Source organism: Pseudomonas sp. TWRC1-2 (genome assembly GCF_049896685.1).
In the GTDB taxonomy this organism is placed as follows: domain Bacteria; phylum Pseudomonadota; class Gammaproteobacteria; order Pseudomonadales; family Pseudomonadaceae; genus Aquipseudomonas.
On sequence record NZ_JAFCUU010000003.1, the window covers coordinates 598,086 to 613,158 of the forward strand.

General features: G+C 60.4%; 15 protein-coding genes. 11 read left to right on the forward strand and 4 right to left on the reverse strand.

Going from position 1 to position 15,073, the window contains the following annotated elements; all coding sequences use genetic code 11:
- Positions 1-80 precede the first annotated feature (80 nt).
- Positions 81-287, forward strand: a complete 207-nt coding sequence (locus ACP7B3_RS11645; RefSeq protein WP_426178827.1) for a hypothetical protein — start codon at positions 81-83, stop codon at positions 285-287.
- 92 nt (positions 288-379) lie between these two features.
- On the opposite strand, the gene metK is transcribed toward ACP7B3_RS11645, so the two are convergent.
- Entirely contained in the window at positions 380-1,570 is a 1,191-nt protein-coding gene (gene metK, locus ACP7B3_RS11650) for a methionine adenosyltransferase (RefSeq protein ID WP_099234792.1), read from the reverse strand.
- Between the two features lie 19 nt (positions 1,571-1,589).
- Positions 1,590-2,585: an ArsR/SmtB family transcription factor gene (locus tag ACP7B3_RS11655; protein WP_262206941.1), complete on the reverse strand. Its 996-nt coding sequence runs from the start codon at positions 2,583-2,585 to the stop codon at positions 1,590-1,592.
- Positions 2,586-2,842: 257 nt separating this feature from the next.
- Here ACP7B3_RS11655 and tkt point away from each other — a divergent pair, with 257 nt between their 5' ends.
- The 6 genes from tkt to fba all read left to right on the forward strand — a co-directional run bounded on the left by tkt (position 2,843) and on the right by fba (position 9,199).
- Complete coding sequence (gene tkt / locus ACP7B3_RS11660; RefSeq protein WP_124418633.1) at positions 2,843-4,840, forward strand: transketolase; 1,998 nt, start codon at positions 2,843-2,845, stop codon at positions 4,838-4,840.
- Between the two features lie 137 nt (positions 4,841-4,977).
- On the forward strand, positions 4,978-6,033 hold the full coding sequence (gene epd / locus ACP7B3_RS11665; RefSeq protein ID WP_145157628.1) for an erythrose-4-phosphate dehydrogenase: 1,056 nt from the start codon (positions 4,978-4,980) through the stop codon (positions 6,031-6,033).
- A gap of 17 nt (positions 6,034-6,050) precedes the next feature.
- Positions 6,051-7,214: a phosphoglycerate kinase gene (locus ACP7B3_RS11670; protein ID WP_106575625.1), complete on the forward strand. Its 1,164-nt coding sequence runs from the start codon at positions 6,051-6,053 to the stop codon at positions 7,212-7,214.
- 29 nt (positions 7,215-7,243) lie between these two features.
- The gene (locus ACP7B3_RS11675) at positions 7,244-7,471 is read left to right on the forward strand and encodes a hypothetical protein (protein ID WP_426178828.1); all 228 of its coding nucleotides are present in this window, start codon (positions 7,244-7,246) and stop codon (positions 7,469-7,471) included.
- 62 nt (positions 7,472-7,533) lie between these two features.
- Complete coding sequence (locus ACP7B3_RS11680) at positions 7,534-7,866, forward strand: MliC family protein (RefSeq protein ID WP_119737525.1); 333 nt, start codon at positions 7,534-7,536, stop codon at positions 7,864-7,866.
- 268 nt (positions 7,867-8,134) lie between these two features.
- Positions 8,135-9,199 (forward strand): class II fructose-bisphosphate aldolase, encoded by a 1,065-nt coding sequence (fba, locus tag ACP7B3_RS11685; RefSeq protein WP_003177554.1) that lies wholly within the window; start codon positions 8,135-8,137, stop codon positions 9,197-9,199.
- Positions 9,200-9,431: 232 nt separating this feature from the next.
- Here the strand turns inward: fba and ACP7B3_RS11690 are convergent, their stop codons facing one another.
- Complete coding sequence (locus ACP7B3_RS11690) at positions 9,432-10,097, reverse strand: polysaccharide lyase family 7 protein (protein ID WP_242200602.1); 666 nt, start codon at positions 10,095-10,097, stop codon at positions 9,432-9,434.
- 309 nt (positions 10,098-10,406) lie between these two features.
- Between ACP7B3_RS11690 and ACP7B3_RS11695 the strand changes: the two genes are divergently transcribed.
- Genes ACP7B3_RS11695 through ACP7B3_RS11705 form a run of 3 tightly spaced genes read left to right on the forward strand, consistent with a single transcriptional unit; the run spans position 10,407 to position 13,371 of the window.
- Entirely contained in the window at positions 10,407-12,512 is a 2,106-nt protein-coding gene (locus ACP7B3_RS11695) for a putative bifunctional diguanylate cyclase/phosphodiesterase (RefSeq protein WP_416364845.1), read from the forward strand.
- Positions 12,513-12,554: 42 nt separating this feature from the next.
- On the forward strand, positions 12,555-13,055 hold the full coding sequence (locus ACP7B3_RS11700; RefSeq protein WP_094949103.1) for a M48 metallopeptidase family protein: 501 nt from the start codon (positions 12,555-12,557) through the stop codon (positions 13,053-13,055).
- A 19-nt stretch (positions 13,056-13,074) separates the two neighbouring features.
- Positions 13,075-13,371, forward strand: a complete 297-nt coding sequence (locus tag ACP7B3_RS11705; RefSeq protein ID WP_106575620.1) for a winged helix-turn-helix domain-containing protein — start codon at positions 13,075-13,077, stop codon at positions 13,369-13,371.
- Positions 13,372-13,476: 105 nt separating this feature from the next.
- On the opposite strand, the gene ACP7B3_RS11710 is transcribed toward ACP7B3_RS11705, so the two are convergent.
- Positions 13,477-13,929 (reverse strand): GNAT family N-acetyltransferase, encoded by a 453-nt coding sequence (locus ACP7B3_RS11710; RefSeq protein ID WP_426178829.1) that lies wholly within the window; start codon positions 13,927-13,929, stop codon positions 13,477-13,479.
- 198 nt (positions 13,930-14,127) lie between these two features.
- On the opposite strand from ACP7B3_RS11710, the gene ACP7B3_RS11715 reads away from it, so the two are divergent.
- Complete coding sequence (locus tag ACP7B3_RS11715) at positions 14,128-14,865, forward strand: substrate-binding periplasmic protein (protein WP_426178830.1); 738 nt, start codon at positions 14,128-14,130, stop codon at positions 14,863-14,865.
- Positions 14,866-15,073 lie beyond the last annotated feature (208 nt).

Consider the following 15,073-nt stretch of genomic DNA (forward strand, 5'->3'; position numbering starts at 1 on the left):
GAAGGGGCGCCCAGCCTAAGTGATCCAGGCGGCCACAAAAAAGCCCCGACAGTGCGGGGCTTTTTACCGGGTGTTTCGAATTGCTTGAACAGGCCGCCCAACGCTTTCACTGCGTCGTTTTTATCCATCCTGGCTTCCTGTGTTTGCTACCTGGCGTCGACTTTGACTTGGGCGTCGGCCAGTTTGTTACAACTTTTGACCTGCTCTTGTGCGGCGTTAAAAGCCTGCACGCTCAGCAAGTCGTTGTTGGCTTGCGGCTGGCAATCCCCGGATTTGCCGCCCGTTGAGTGCTTAGGGCGCCGAACGTGTGATGCCTGTCGCGCAGGCAATAAAAAAGCCCCGCCGGGCGAACCCGGCGGGGCTTTTGGGGAGCGCGTGCTTACAGGCCGGCGGCAGTGCGCAGGTCGTTGGCGCGGTCGGTTTTTTCCCAGGTGAACGTGGTGAAGGTGTCGTCGCCGACAGTCTTCTGCGCAGGGGTACGGCCGAAGTGGCCGTAGGCTGCGGTTTCCTGGTACATCGGGTGCAGCAGGTCAAGCATGGTGGTGATCGCGTAAGGGCGCAGGTCGAAGATCTCGCGCACCAGCTTGACGATTTTGTCGTCGCTGATCTTGCCGGTGCCAAAGGTGTTCAGCGAGATCGACGTAGGCTGGGCCACACCGATAGCGTAGGAAACCTGAATCTCGCAACGCTCAGCCAGGCCGGCCGCGACGATGTTCTTGGCCACATAACGACCGGCGTAGGCCGCCGAACGGTCAACCTTGGATGGGTCTTTACCCGAGAACGCGCCACCGCCATGACGGGCCATGCCGCCGTAGCTGTCGACGATGATCTTGCGGCCGGTCAGGCCGCAGTCGCCCACCGGGCCACCGATGATGAACTGGCCAGTCGGGTTGATGTGGAACTGGGTGTCCTTGGTCAGCAGTTCGGCCGGCAGCACGTGCTTGACGATCAGCTCCATCACGCCTTCGCGCAGGTCGGCGTAAGACACGTCCGGGTTGTGCTGGGTCGATAGTACAACGGCGTCGATACCCACGACTTTGCCGCCTTCGTAACGGCAGGTCACCTGGGATTTGGCATCCGGGCGCAGCCACGGCAGCAGGCCGTTTTTGCGAGCCTCGGCCTGACGTTGCACAAGCTGGTGCGAGAAGGTGATCGGCGCCGGCATCAGCACCTCGGTTTCGTTGCTGGCGTAGCCGAACATCAGGCCCTGGTCGCCAGCGCCCTGATCTTCAGGCTTGGCGCGGTCCACACCCTGGTTGATGTCGGGCGACTGCTTGCCGATGATGTTCATCACGCCGCAGGTTGCGCCGTCGAAACCGACGTCGGAACTGTTGTAGCCAATCTTGGTGATGACGTCACGGACGATCTGTTCCAGATCGACCCACGCGGTGGTGGTGACTTCACCGGCGATGATCGCCACGCCCGTTTTCACCAGAGTCTCGCACGCCACACGGGCGAACTTGTCTTCAGCAATGATGGCGTCCAGCACCGCATCAGAAATCTGGTCGGCGATTTTGTCCGGATGCCCTTCAGACACGGACTCGGAGGTGAAAAGGGAGTATTCGCTCATCTCGATGTTTTCCTGATATTTACCGATGGTGAGTGTCGCCAGCCGGCCGCTGAAAATGGCGGACCTGAATCTGGAAACCATTACGTAAACCTACATAGAGGCTTTCCCCGGGAACGAGTCCCGCAGCGGTGGCCCAACGGGCCAGATCGTCCTGTTCAAAACCCAACCAGAGATCACCGCAGGCCTCCCTGGCCCAATTCTGGTTGTGGCTGCATAAATCTGTGACCAGCAGGCTACCGCCGGGTTGCAGCAAGTTTGCCATCTGCTTGAGGGCGTCGGCGGGGGCGGCGAAATGGTGCAAGACCATGTTCAACACCACGCAATCGGCCCGCAGGTTTGTGTCATTCAATGCGTCCGCCAGCTGCAGGCTGACATTGCCCAGCGCCTCGCGCTCGCACAACTGGCGCGCCAGTTCGAGCATCGCCGGGCTGTTGTCCAGCGCCGTCACCTGCTTGAAGCGGCGCGCCAGCTCCGGCAGGAAACCGCCATCGCCAGGGCCCACTTCCAGCGCCGTGGCCGAATGACTGAAGCTCAGTTTGTCCAACAGCGCCAGTACGCTTTCGCGGTATTGCGGCAAGCCTGCGATCAGGTCCTGTTGGGCGCGAAACTTCTCGGCGACCCGTGAGAAAAAATCCTGGCTGGCAGCAGCGCGTTGCCCATGAACTTGGCTGATGCGCGACTGCACGTCGCCGGGCAGGCACAAACTGTCCACCTCTTCCAGCAACGCGGCGTGCAGTTTGCCGCCGAGCAGCTCGGTGTGGGGCAGGGCGCGACGGTAAAAAATCGCATTACCTTCGCGGCGGGTGGCCACCAGGTCAGCCTGGGCCAGGACCTTCAGATGGTGGCTCATGCCGGACTGGCCAATGGCGAAGATCTGCGCCAGTTCCAGTACGCCGAAAGAATCGTTGGCCAGCGCGCGCAACACGTTCAGACGTAACGGATCACCAGCGGCCTTGCATAAGGCTGCTAGGTCGTCGCCGTCGTCAGGACGCAGGGAGGGCACGGGTAGGTTCATAAGGCCAGCAGTCTAGTGACGGGTGGATATCCCCGCAAGGTCAATATCAAAAAGTTTTGATATTGGTCGATAATCGGTAGTTATAAGCACCCGCTATAACCTTTAGACGAAGCAGTCAGGCTTTTCTGCAAGCGATTGGCGGGCAAAGCGCAGGAAAAACACCTCAAGTGACTATCTGTGATTGCCCGCAGGCGGTGGCTGAGGGAAAATGCCGATCCTTTTTTCCGTTTCTTTTAAGCAACCCCAGGAGATCAGCGATGCCCAGCCGTCGTGAGCGTGCCAACGCCATTCGTGCCCTCAGCATGGATGCCGTGCAAAAAGCCAACAGCGGCCATCCCGGTGCCCCGATGGGCATGGCGGATATCGCCGAGGTACTTTGGCGTGACTACCTGAAACACAATCCGAGCAACCCGTCGTTCGCCGACCGTGACCGCTTCGTGCTGTCCAACGGCCACGGCTCGATGCTGATCTATTCGCTGCTGCACCTGACCGGCTACGACGTCACCATCGATGACCTCAAGAGCTTCCGTCAGCTGCACAGCCGCACCCCGGGTCACCCGGAATTCGGCTACACCCCAGGCGTCGAGACCACCACCGGTCCCCTGGGCCAAGGCCTGGCCAATGCTGTTGGCTTCGCACTGGCTGAAAAAGTCCTGGGCGCGCAGTTCAACCGCCCTGGTCACAACATCGTCGACCACCACACCTATGTGTTCCTGGGTGATGGCTGCATGATGGAAGGCATTTCCCATGAAGTGGCGTCCCTGGCCGGTACCCTGGGCCTGGGCAAGCTGATTGCCTTCTACGATGACAACGGCATCTCCATCGACGGCGAAGTCGAAGGCTGGTTCACCGATGACACCCCGAAGCGTTTCGAAGCCTACAACTGGCAAGTGATCCGCAACGTCGACGGCCACGATCCGGAAGAGATCAAGACCGCCATCGACACCGCGCGCAAGAGCGAGCAGCCGACCCTGATCTGCTGCAAGACCACCATCGGTTTCGGCTCGCCGAACAAGCAAGGTAAAGAAGACTGCCACGGCGCCCCACTGGGTGACGCGGAAATCGCCCTGACCCGTGAAGCGCTGAAGTGGAACCACGGCCCGTTCGAAATCCCGGCTGACATCTATGCCGAGTGGAACGCCAAGGAAAAAGGCCTGGCGACCGAAGCCGAGTGGGACCAGCGTTTTGCGGCCTACTCCGCCGAATTCCCAGAGCTGGCCAACGAACTGGTGCGTCGCCTGGCCGGTGACCTGCCTGCCGACTTCTCGGAAAAAGCCTCGGCCTACATCGCCGAAGTGGCGGCCAAGGGCGAGACCATCGCCAGCCGTAAAGCCAGCCAGAACACCCTGAACGCTTTTGGCCCGTTGCTGCCGGAGATTCTCGGCGGTTCGGCCGACCTGGCCGGTTCCAACCTGACCCTGTGGAAAGGTTGCAAAGGTGTCTCGGCCGAAGACGCCAGCGGCAACTACATGTACTACGGCGTGCGCGAGTTCGGCATGAGCGCCATCATGAACGGCGTGTCCCTGCACGGCGGCCTGGTGCCTTACGGCGCGACCTTCCTGATGTTCATGGAATACGCGCGCAACGCCGTACGTATGGCCGCGCTGATGAAAAAGCGCGTGATCCATGTGTACACCCACGACTCCATCGGTTTGGGCGAAGACGGCCCGACGCACCAGCCGGTCGAGCAACTGACCAGCCTGCGTACCACGCCGAACCTGGATTGCTGGCGCCCAGCCGACGCGGTCGAATCCGCCGTGGCCTGGAAGCACGCCATCGAGCGTAAGGACGGCCCTTCGGCGCTGATCTTCTCGCGTCAGAACCTGCAGCACCAAGTGCGTACCGACGCGCAGATCGCTGCGATCAGCCGTGGTGGCTACGTGCTCAAGGACTGCGTTGGCGAGCCGGAACTGATCCTGATCTCCACCGGTTCCGAAGTCGGCCTAACCGTTCAGGCCTACGACAAGCTGACTGCCCAGGGCCGCAACGTGCGCGTTGTGTCCATGCCGTGCACCAGCCTGTTCGAAGCCCAGGACGCCGACTACAAGCAATCGGTTCTGCCGTTGCAGGTCAGCGCGCGTATCGCCATCGAAGCGGCTCACGCCGACTACTGGTACAAGTACGTGGGCCTGGAAGGCCGCGTGATCGGCATGACCACTTACGGTGAGTCGGCGCCGGCGCCAGCGTTGTTCGAAGAGTTCGGTTTCACCCTGGAAAACATCCTGGGTCAGGCTGAAGAACTGCTGGAAGACTAAGTCAGTCTGCGTTGTCTGTACTGGCGCTATCGCGGGCAAGCCCGCTCCCACATTCGATCTCGGTCTAAGGTGGGAGCGGGCTTGCCCGCGATGGCGTCAGAACATTCAACACCGAACTAACATTGATCGAGAACCCCATGCCCCAACCGCGTCCCTACAAAGTTGCACTCAACGGCTACGGCCGCATTGGTCGTTGCGTCTTGCGTGCTCTGTTTGAGCGAGGGGCGGCGGCAGGGTTTGAAATTGTTGCGATCAACGATTTGGCCGACATGGCCAGCATCGAATACCTGACACGCTTTGACTCCACCCACGGCCGGTTTCCCGGCGAAGTGCGCGTAGATGGCGACTGTCTGCATATCAATGGCGACTGCGTGAAAGTCCTGCGCAGTGCCACTCCCGAGGGCATCGACTGGGCGGCGCTGGGCGTCGACCTGGTGTTGGAATGCTCCGGTGCTTACCACACCCGTGCCGATGGCCAGCGTTTTCTCGACGCCGGCGCACCGCGTGTGCTGTTTTCCCAGCCGATGGCCAGCGAGGCGGATGTCGACGCCACCATCGTCTATGGCATCAACCAGGATTGCCTGACCGGCAACGAGCTGCTGGTGTCCAACGCCTCCTGCACCACCAACTGCAGCGTGCCGCTGTTGCGCCTGCTGGATCAGGCGATTGGCCTGGATTACGTGTCGATCACCACGATTCACTCGGCGATGAACGACCAGCCGGTCATCGACGCCTATCACCACGAAGACCTGCGCCGCACGCGTTCGGCCTTCCAGTCAGTGATTCCGGTGTCTACCGGCCTGGCGCGAGGTATCGAAAGATTGTTACCGGAACTTGCCGGGCGAATTCAAGCCAAAGCCGTACGGGTGCCGACGGTGAACGTGTCTTGCCTGGACATCACCATGCAGACTGTCAGCGACACTGACGCGACGGAGGTCAACCGGATTCTGCGCGACGCCGCCACCAGCGGCCCGCTCAAGGGTTTGCTGGCCTACACCGAGTTGCCGCATGCCAGTTGCGATTTCAACCATGACCCGCATTCGGCGATTGTCGATGCCAGCCAGACCCGCGTTTCCGGCCCCAGGCTGGTGAACATCCTGGCCTGGTTCGACAACGAATGGGGGTTTGCCAACCGAATGCTGGATGTTGCCGAACATTATCTGCACATCGCCTCCACACAACCTCAACAGTAATTCAGGAACTGCGACCCATGACCGTGTTGAAGATGACCGACCTCGATCTGCAAGGTAAGCGCGTACTGATTCGCGAAGACCTCAACGTCCCAGTCAAGGACGGTGTTGTCACCAGCGATGCGCGAATCCTGGCCTCGCTGCCGACCATCAAGCTGGCCCTGGAAAAAGGCGCGGCCGTGATGGTCTGCTCCCACCTGGGTCGTCCGACCGAAGGTGAGTTCTCCGCCGAAAACAGCCTCAAGCCGGTAGCCGACTACCTGAGCAAGGCCCTGGGCCGCGACGTGCCGCTGGTGGCTGACTACCTGGGCGGCGTTGACGTCAAGCCAGGCGATATCGTGCTGTTCGAAAACGTGCGCTTCAACAAAGGCGAGAAAAAGAACAGCGACGAACTGGCTCAGCAATACGCGGCCCTGTGCGACGTGTTCGTGATGGACGCCTTCGGCACCGCGCACCGCGCCGAAGGTTCGACCCACGGCGTGGCCAAGTTCGCCAAAGTCGCCGCCGCCGGCCCACTGCTGGCCGCAGAACTGGATGCACTGGGCAAGGCCCTGGGCGCTCCGGCGCAGCCAATGGCGGCCATCGTGGCCGGTTCCAAAGTGTCCACCAAGCTCGACGTGCTCAACAGCCTGAGCCAGATCTGCAACCAATTGATCGTCGGCGGCGGCATTGCCAACACCTTCCTGGCCGCCGCCGGCCACCCGGTGGGCAAGTCCCTGTACGAGCCGGACCTGCTCGACACCGCGCGCGCCATCGCGGCCAAAGTCAGCGTGCCGCTGCCGGTGGACGTGGTGGTTGCCAAGGAATTCGCTGAGAGCGCCGAAGCCACCGTCAAGCTCATCGCCGACGTGGCAGCCGACGACATGATCCTGGACATCGGCCCGCAAACCGCGGCCAACTTCGCTGAACTGCTGAAGTCGTCCAAGACCATTTTGTGGAACGGTCCGGTTGGCGTGTTCGAGTTCGACCAGTTCGGCAACGGCACCAAAGTACTGGCCCACGCCATTGCTGAAAGCTCGGCTTTCTCCATTGCCGGGGGTGGCGACACCTTGGCGGCCATCGATAAATATGGCGTTGCTGACCAGATCTCCTACATTTCTACCGGTGGCGGCGCGTTCCTCGAATTCGTCGAAGGCAAAGTGCTGCCGGCCGTTGAAGTGCTGGAAACCCGAGCCAAAGGCTAAGGCTCGTGATCCGGAAAAGGAGTATTCCCATGATCAAGTCGTTGGCACTGGTGATCGCAGCGGGCCTGTTGGCCGGCTGCGGCAGCACGCCAAGCGCGAAGCCTGCGTCTGCAGATCCTGCGCCTACGCAGAAAAAGAGCTGCTACCAGGCTGACTGGCAAGCCGAAACCATGCCGGTGATCAACAAGCGCATCGGCAACGAGCGGCTGGAGCAATACGACGCCGCGCCCAACGGTCAGGAACAGGGTTGCCCTTGACGGGTCTGATCAACTAACCGACAGCTTTGGCGGCCTTTTGGGTCGCCGTTCGAGGATTGGCAATGAAAGGCGTTTTCGCCCTGGCAGCCCTGGCCTTGTTGGCCGGCTGCAGCAGCATGAATATGTTCAACAAGGCAGAGCCGGCCGACAAGTGGACCACCTGGACGTGCGACAGCAAGGCCGAGGTCAACTGGCGCTTTGCCAACCAGGCGCGTTCCGAGGTGGATGTACGCCTCGGCGGTTCGGACCAGGTTTATCGTCTTAAACAGGACGTTGCTGCCTCGGGCGTGCTGTACAGCAACGACCAGTTGGCGTTTCACCAAAAAGGTGAGGAAGGCCTGATTTACTGGGTCGCCACCGATGATTTGATTGGGCGAGGCTGCAAGGCCCAGTAGTGAGCCCAATGAACATCAAATGTGGGAGTGGGCTTGCCCGCGATGACGGTGGGTCAGTTATCGAAGATGTCGACAGACAAATCGCCATCGCAGGCAAGCCAGCTCCCACATTGATCGGGTTTCAAATTGGAGCTTGTGTCAGGTCCGACACTGCAATAACGATTCAGCAGGCCAAGCCTTAACCCCTTGATCTGCAATAACTTGAATAGCAGCCGCCGCTACGGCAGGCTTGCACGATTAACGACCCACGATCGGGAGAGACAACACAATGGCACTTATCAGCATGCGTCAAATGCTGGACCACGCAGCCGAGTTCGGCTACGGCGTCCCAGCCTTTAACGTCAACAACCTTGAGCAGATGCGCGCCATCATGGAAGCCGCTGACAAGACCGACTCCCCAGTGATCGTTCAGGCTTCGGCCGGTGCCCGCAAATACGCCGGTGCCCCCTTCCTGCGTCACCTGATCCTGGCCGCCATCGAAGAATTCCCGCACATCCCGGTGTGCATGCACCAGGACCACGGCACCAGCCCTGACGTGTGCCAGCGCTCCATCCAACTGGGCTTCAGCTCGGTGATGATGGACGGCTCCCTCGGCGAAGATGGCAAGACCCCAACCGACTACGAGTACAACGTACGCGTGACCCAACAAACCGTGGCCATGGCTCACGCCTGCGGCGTTTCGGTTGAAGGCGAGTTGGGCTGCCTGGGTTCGTTGGAAACCGGCATGGCCGGCGAAGAAGACGGCATCGGCGCCGAAGGCGTGCTGGATCACAGCCAGATGCTGACCGACCCGGAAGAAGCCGCTGACTTCGTGAAAAAGACCCAAGTTGACGCCCTGGCCATCGCCATCGGCACCAGCCACGGCGCTTACAAGTTCACCAAGCCGCCTACCGGCGACGTGCTGGCCATCGACCGCATCAAGGAAATCCACAAACGCATCCCGAACACCCACCTGGTGATGCACGGTTCTTCCTCGGTGCCGCAAGAGTGGCTGGCGATCATCAACCAGTACGGTGGCGACATCAAAGAAACCTACGGCGTGCCGGTTGAAGAAATCGTCGAAGGCATCAAGTACGGCGTGCGCAAGGTCAACATCGACACCGACCTGCGCCTGGCGTCCACCGGCGCAATGCGTCGCCTGATGGCCACCAACCCGAGCGAATTTGACCCACGTAAATTCTTCGGTGCCACCGTGACCGCGATGCGTGACGTGTGTATCGCTCGTTACGAAGCGTTCGGTACGGCCGGTAATGCTTCGAAGATCAAGCCGATCTCCCTGGAAGCGATGTACCAGCGTTACCTGAAAGGTGAGTTGAACGCCAAGGTGAACTGAGCCTCAGGCGTTTAAACAAAAGCCCGCAGTGATGCGGGCTTTTTTGTGGCCAGGATTTGACCCTTGTACGTTGCGCCGGGCTTGCTCGCGATGCGCCGTGTCAGTGGCCGAATGGGTTGGCTGACAGTCCGCCATCGCGGGCAAGCCCGGCTCCCACGGGGATCAGCGGCGGGTTCAAGCGCGAATTATCCGTGGAGTCGTAGTGCCAGGCCTGCTTGAAATCAGGCGGCGCTCATTCGTGATCAATATCCAGCTTCGCAAAGGTCACCCGTGCGCCTTCCTTGCTGTTGCCACTGTTGTCCTGCACATACGCGCCGGCCTTGAAATACAGCGGTTTGGCGCCCCACGCGGCACCAATGCGCTCATTCCATTGGCCGTCAGCGGCCTCGACGGTCAACAGCCCGGCCTTATTGAGGTTGATCACGTAGGTGAAACTCTTCTCCAGCGGCACATTGGAGGCCACGATAATCACGCGGCCGTCATCCTCGTCTGGGCGCATGCGCACTTTGGCGACAATGTTGCCGGTCTGGGTCTTTTCCTTGAATTGATATTCGAGCTTGATCAGGGGTTTCTGGCTGTCATAGGCGTGGATCTGACCGATGACCACTTTGCCGCTGGAGGGCACTTGATTGACGGCCAGGGTGGCGCGCAGAAAGTTGTCGGCGTCGGGGTAGGTCCAGTTGCGCAGACGCCCGTCGGCGTAGGTTTCGCGCAATTCGCTGCGCGGGTAGACGGCGTTTTCTGTGCGCGTGCCGGTCACAGGTGTCCAGAATTGCACGTCGCTGCCTTCGGCCTGGAAATATTGGTCCTTGAAGCCGCTAAGCAGTTTCGGGGTGTCGATGGTCGTGGGCGGCGAGCCGACCGGAATGCTCAGGTTCCAGGTGGAAAGGTCGATCATGGTGTTGGCCTTTTTACAGAGGTGAGGCTTTGGCCCGGGGGCCATTCAGGTTCTTTATAGGCGGTGATCGTCCGGTTGTTAAACAATTGCTGGCAATTTATTGGCGTCAGAGGAATGCCAAAAAGCCATGTTTCCCATGGGGCGCGGGCTGTAGCGCTTGACCGTTAGTCGGCTTCCTGAGCTTTGGCGCAATGATGGCACCCGGGTCACTTCTGCTTTTTTAGAACCGGGGCTAGAGTGAGGCCTCAGTGTTTGTCCGGTTTTTATATCAGAAGTGACCGGTACAGCCCTTCAAGGAAGAGACGTAGCATGGATTGCGCTCCACACCCCGGCGACGGCAGTTCGGTTCTTCTGGTGGTTGATGACTACCCGGAAAACCTCATCAGCATGCGTGCGCTTTTGCAGCGTGAAGATTGGCACGTGATGACCGCCGCTTCCGGGCTGGAAGCGTTGGAGTTACTGCTCGCACACGAAGTCGACCTGGTCTTGCTGGATGTGCGCATGCCCGGCATGGACGGCTTTGAGGTTGCGCGCCTGATGCGTGGCAGCCAACGCACGCGCATGACGCCGATTATCTTCCTGACCGCCCATGCCCAGTCGCCTGCCTCCGTATTGGAAGGCTATGCCAGCGGCGCCATTGATTACCTGTTCAAGCCCTTCGACCCACACATTCTCAAGCCCAAGGTGCAGGCGTTGCTGGAACACCAGCGCAACCGCCGTGCCTTGCAGCGCCTGAGCCATGACCTGGAATCCGCGCGCGCCTTTAACGCCTCGGTGCTCGACAACGCCGCCGAGGGCATCCTGGTGGTGGGCGAGGGCAGCGTGATCGAGTACGCCAACCCGGCCATTTCTCGGCTGCTGAATGCGACGATGGCCGAGTTGCAGGGCGAAAGCTTTTTGAGCTTTCTGCAAAAGCCCCATGTACCGGCCTGGCTGGGGTTCCCGATGTACGAGGCGTATCGCAAGGGTGAGACATGGCGCCAGCACGACGCCATTTTACGCACCAGTCGCGGCCAGCAGGTGCCGGTGGCGTTGTCCTGCGCGCCGTTGCCCGCCGAGCAGAAGGCCATGGTCGTGACGGTGCTGGACATGTCCGAGGTGCGCCATCTGCACCAGCAACTGGAGTTCCAGGCGGTGACCGACCCGTTGACCGGCCTGCTGAACCGGCGCGGCTTTCACCAGGCAGTGGAAAACACGTTGCTGCGCAGCGAGCGAAACGAGCAGTCGCTGGTGCTGCTCTACCTGGACCTCGACGGCTTCAAGCGGGTCAACGATTCGTTGGGCCACGACGCGGGAGACCGGGTGCTGCGCTGGGTTTCCGAGCAAATGCAGGCGTGTCTGCGCTCCTACGACATTCTTGGGCGCATGGGCGGGGATGAGTTCACCGCATTGGTGGAGCTGGAATTCCCGGAACAGGCGGCGAAGATTTCGGAAAAACTGATCGAGCGCGTGTCGGTGTGTCAGCAGGTCGACGGTTTGGATGTGATGCTCGGCGTCAGCATTGGCATTGCGACTTTCCCGGACTGCGGCTCTGACCTCAATGGCCTGCTGCGCGCGGCCGACATCGCCATGTACGAAGCCAAGCGTGCGGGGCGTCAGCAATATCGCTATTACGATCAGGAAATGAACGGCCGCGCCCGCTCGCGTCTGATGCTTGAAGACAGCGTGCGTACCGCGATTCAAAACAAGGATTTCACCTTGGTGTACCAGCCCCAGGTCTCGCTGGAAGACGGGCGCTTGCGTGGCGTCGAAGCGCTGTTGCGCTGGCAGCACCCGAGCGTCGGCGATGTGCCGCCGGGTTTGTTTTTGCCGTTGCTCGAAGAGGCGCGGCTGATCAGCCAGTTGAGCGCCTGGATCTACCAGCAGGTCGCCGCCCAACGCCAGGCCTGGCAAACCAGCTTCGATGAAGAACTGGTGCTGAGCGTGAGCCTGAGCAGCAGTCAGTTCAACATGCCCAACCTGGCCGGCCAGCTGCAGCAGGTACTCGAGCGACATGGGTTGCAGGCGCGGCAGCTGGAGGTGGAAATCAGTGAAGACAGCTTGATGAGCAACCTTGATGAAACCAACAAGCAGCTCAGGTTGCTGCGGCGGATCGGCGTGCGTATCGCCCTGGATGACTTTGGTTTGGGCCAGTGTTCCCTGGCCCATCTGCGTGACCTGGAATTCGATACGTTGAAGCTGGACCCGCAATTGGTGGCACGTCTGCCGGGGTCGGTGCGGGACGCCGCAATGGCCCGCAGCATCATCCAGTTATGCGGGCATTTTGATGTGTTGGTGATCGCCGAAGGCGTGGAAACACTCGAGCAGGCGCAGTGGCTGAAGGCCAATGGTTGCTCGTTCGTCCAAGGAGCATGGGCGGCTCAGCCCCTGATTGCTGACGAAGTGGCCGATTGGTCTCACCCCCGTCTGCTTTGAATTCGCTACACTGGCGCCCATTCGAACCCTGTTGCAGACCCCATGACCGCGCTGAAATACCTCCAGGCTTACCCCGCAGCGCTCCAGGAGCAAGTGCGCCAGATGATCGCCAAGGATCAGTTGGGCGCCTACCTGGAGCAACGCTACCCCGAGCGCCATGCGGTGCAAAGTGACAAGGCGTTGTACAGCTATGCCCTGGCCTTGAAGCAGGAACACCTGCGTAACGCGCCGGCTATCGACAAAGTGCTGTTCGACAACCGCCTGGACCTGACCCACCGCGCCCTGGGCCTGCACACCACGATTTCACGGGTGCAGGGCGGCAATCTCAAATCCAAGAAAGAGATTCGCATCGCGGCGTTGTTCAAAGAGGCGGCGCCGGAATTTCTGCGCATGATCGTGGTGCACGAGCTGGCACACTTTAAGGAATCGGACCACAACAAGGCGTTCTACAAACTCTGCGAATACATGATGCCCGGCTACCATCAGGTGGAATTCGACCTGCGGGTGTACCTCACGTATCGCGACTTGCAGGGCAAGCCCTAACCTCACCAGGCGACCAAGCATGGACGTGAGCAAGACCAAAAGCAGTTTCTATCGCCGCCTGTACGTGGCGTACCTGATCGACAGCGGGCTGGCCAGCAGCGTCCCGGCGTTGACCGACGCCACCGGCATGCCGCGGCGCACGGCGCAGGACACGATTGCGGCATTGGCCGACCTGGATATCCTGTGCGAGTTCGAGCAGGAAGACGGCGCGCGCAATCATGCCGGGCGCTATCGGATTCGTAGCTGGGGGGCGATTGACCGCAAGTGGATCGAGGCGAATCTGGGGGCGATCAAGCAGGTGTTGGGTTATCCCTGACACAGGCTGGTAGTTGGTCTGGCCTCATCGCAGGCAAGCCAGCTCCCACCTGTTGAGTTGTGAACGCTGCCAAAGGTGGGAGCTGGCTTGTCTGCGATGGCGCCCTCACTGACGCCGCATACCAATGTGCGGAATATCGTCCTCCAGGTATTCCCCACCCTCCGCCACAAACCCGTACCGCCCGTAATACCCCTGCAAATGCGCTTGGGCTGACAGAAAGATCGGCGTTTCAGGCCAGATGTCGTCAATGCGCTTGAGGGCTTCTTCCATCATTTGATGGCCCAGCCCGGTGCCGCGTGCCACTGGCGCGACGATCACTCGGCCAATCACCACGTCACCTCCCTGGGATTGCGGGTCCAGCAGCCGCAGGTAGGCCACCAGCTCATCATCTTTCCAGGCCATCAGGTGGTGGGTATCACCCGAAAGGTCCTGCCCGTCGAGGTCCGGATACACGCACTGCTGTTCAACGACAAAGACCTCGCTGCGCAAGCGCAGAAGGGCGTAGAGCTGGTCCTTGCCCAAGTCTTCCTGGTGTTTGCAGACCCAACTAACCGTCATGGTGTGTTCTCTTGTTAATGGCTGGAGCCGATAGTAAGCGTGACGGTCAGAACTGTCTAAATTCAGCATTTTTGTGAATGGGGTCAATTTGCCATCATTCCGTGCGCGCGCGGCCCGGTTCTTTGTGTAATCTGCAATGCAGGCTCATTGATGAGCTACTGTTATCAAGCCACTGCCTGCCCGCCAAGGACTTTAAGCATGCCGCGATTTTCTCGTGCCGTTGCTTTGATAGGAGTGTTGTTGCTGGCCACGCCAGCGGTCGCACAACGTCTGCGTTTGGTGGCGGATGCCTGGCCACCGTTTACTGATTCGACATTGATCAACGGTGGGTTGGCCACCGACATTGTCAGCACGGCCCTGGCGCGCGCCGGCTACGCCAGTGACTTTGAGCAGGTACCTTGGGCACGTGCGTTGATGGGCGTGGGTGATGGCCGCTATGACGTGTTGATCAACGCCTGGTACGACGAGGCGCGCACGCAACTGGGGCAGTTTTCCGCTGAGTACTTGCTCAACCGCGTGCGGTTTATCAAGCGCCGGGACGACCCCATTGAGTATCAGAACCTTGAACAGCTGCACGGTGAGCCCATCGCCGTGGTACGCGGGTATGCCTATTCGGCGGCGTTCGACCAGGATGCGCAGTTGCAGAAAGTGCCGGTGCATAACTTCGCCATGGCCGTGCGCATGCTCGCCGCGCAACGCGTGAGGCTGACGCTGGAAGACGAATATGTCGCCCGCTATTACCTGGCGCGCGAGTCGCCACGGGTGCGCAATGCGGTGGAGTTTTTACCCCAGGCGTTGAGTGAAAACAGCCTGCATATTCTGGTCAGCCTGAAGAACCCCGAGCATGCGCAGATTGTTGCCGGTTTCGACCGGGAAATTGCCAAGATGAAGGTCGATGGCAGTTATGCGCGGCTGATGAAGGCGCATGGGATGTGAACGGGGTGAACGCTTTATTGTGCCAAGCAGGCTTCTCGTGGCAAGCGGTCTTCCTGTGGCGGGTGGGCTTCTTGTGGCGAGCGGGCTTGCCCGCGTTGGGCTGCGCAGCAGCCCCAATACCTGACACCTTGATTTACCTGATACACCGCGGCGGCTTATCTGGGGGCCGCTTCGCGCCCCAACGCGGGGCAAGCCCGCTCGCCACAAG

Bases quoted from the DNA above. Each gene is read 5' to 3' on its own strand.
- metK (WP_099234792.1), bottom strand. From the start codon at position 1,570: ATGAGCGAATACTCCCTTTTCACCTCCGAGTCCGTGTCTGAAGGGCAT.
- ACP7B3_RS11655 (WP_262206941.1), bottom strand. From the start codon at position 2,585: ATGAACCTACCCGTGCCCTCCCTGCGTCCTGACGACGGCGACGACCTA.
- tkt (WP_124418633.1), top strand. From the start codon at position 2,843: ATGCCCAGCCGTCGTGAGCGTGCCAACGCCATTCGTGCCCTCAGCATG.
- epd (WP_145157628.1), top strand. From the start codon at position 4,978: ATGCCCCAACCGCGTCCCTACAAAGTTGCACTCAACGGCTACGGCCGC.
- ACP7B3_RS11670 (WP_106575625.1), top strand. From the start codon at position 6,051: ATGACCGTGTTGAAGATGACCGACCTCGATCTGCAAGGTAAGCGCGTA.
- ACP7B3_RS11675 (WP_426178828.1), top strand. From the start codon at position 7,244: ATGATCAAGTCGTTGGCACTGGTGATCGCAGCGGGCCTGTTGGCCGGC.
- ACP7B3_RS11680 (WP_119737525.1), top strand. From the start codon at position 7,534: ATGAAAGGCGTTTTCGCCCTGGCAGCCCTGGCCTTGTTGGCCGGCTGC.
- fba (WP_003177554.1), top strand. From the start codon at position 8,135: ATGGCACTTATCAGCATGCGTCAAATGCTGGACCACGCAGCCGAGTTC.
- ACP7B3_RS11690 (WP_242200602.1), bottom strand. From the start codon at position 10,097: ATGATCGACCTTTCCACCTGGAACCTGAGCATTCCGGTCGGCTCGCCG.
- ACP7B3_RS11695 (WP_416364845.1), top strand. From the start codon at position 10,407: ATGGATTGCGCTCCACACCCCGGCGACGGCAGTTCGGTTCTTCTGGTG.
- ACP7B3_RS11700 (WP_094949103.1), top strand. From the start codon at position 12,555: ATGACCGCGCTGAAATACCTCCAGGCTTACCCCGCAGCGCTCCAGGAG.
- ACP7B3_RS11705 (WP_106575620.1), top strand. From the start codon at position 13,075: ATGGACGTGAGCAAGACCAAAAGCAGTTTCTATCGCCGCCTGTACGTG.
- ACP7B3_RS11710 (WP_426178829.1), bottom strand. From the start codon at position 13,929: ATGACGGTTAGTTGGGTCTGCAAACACCAGGAAGACTTGGGCAAGGAC.
- ACP7B3_RS11715 (WP_426178830.1), top strand. From the start codon at position 14,128: ATGCCGCGATTTTCTCGTGCCGTTGCTTTGATAGGAGTGTTGTTGCTG.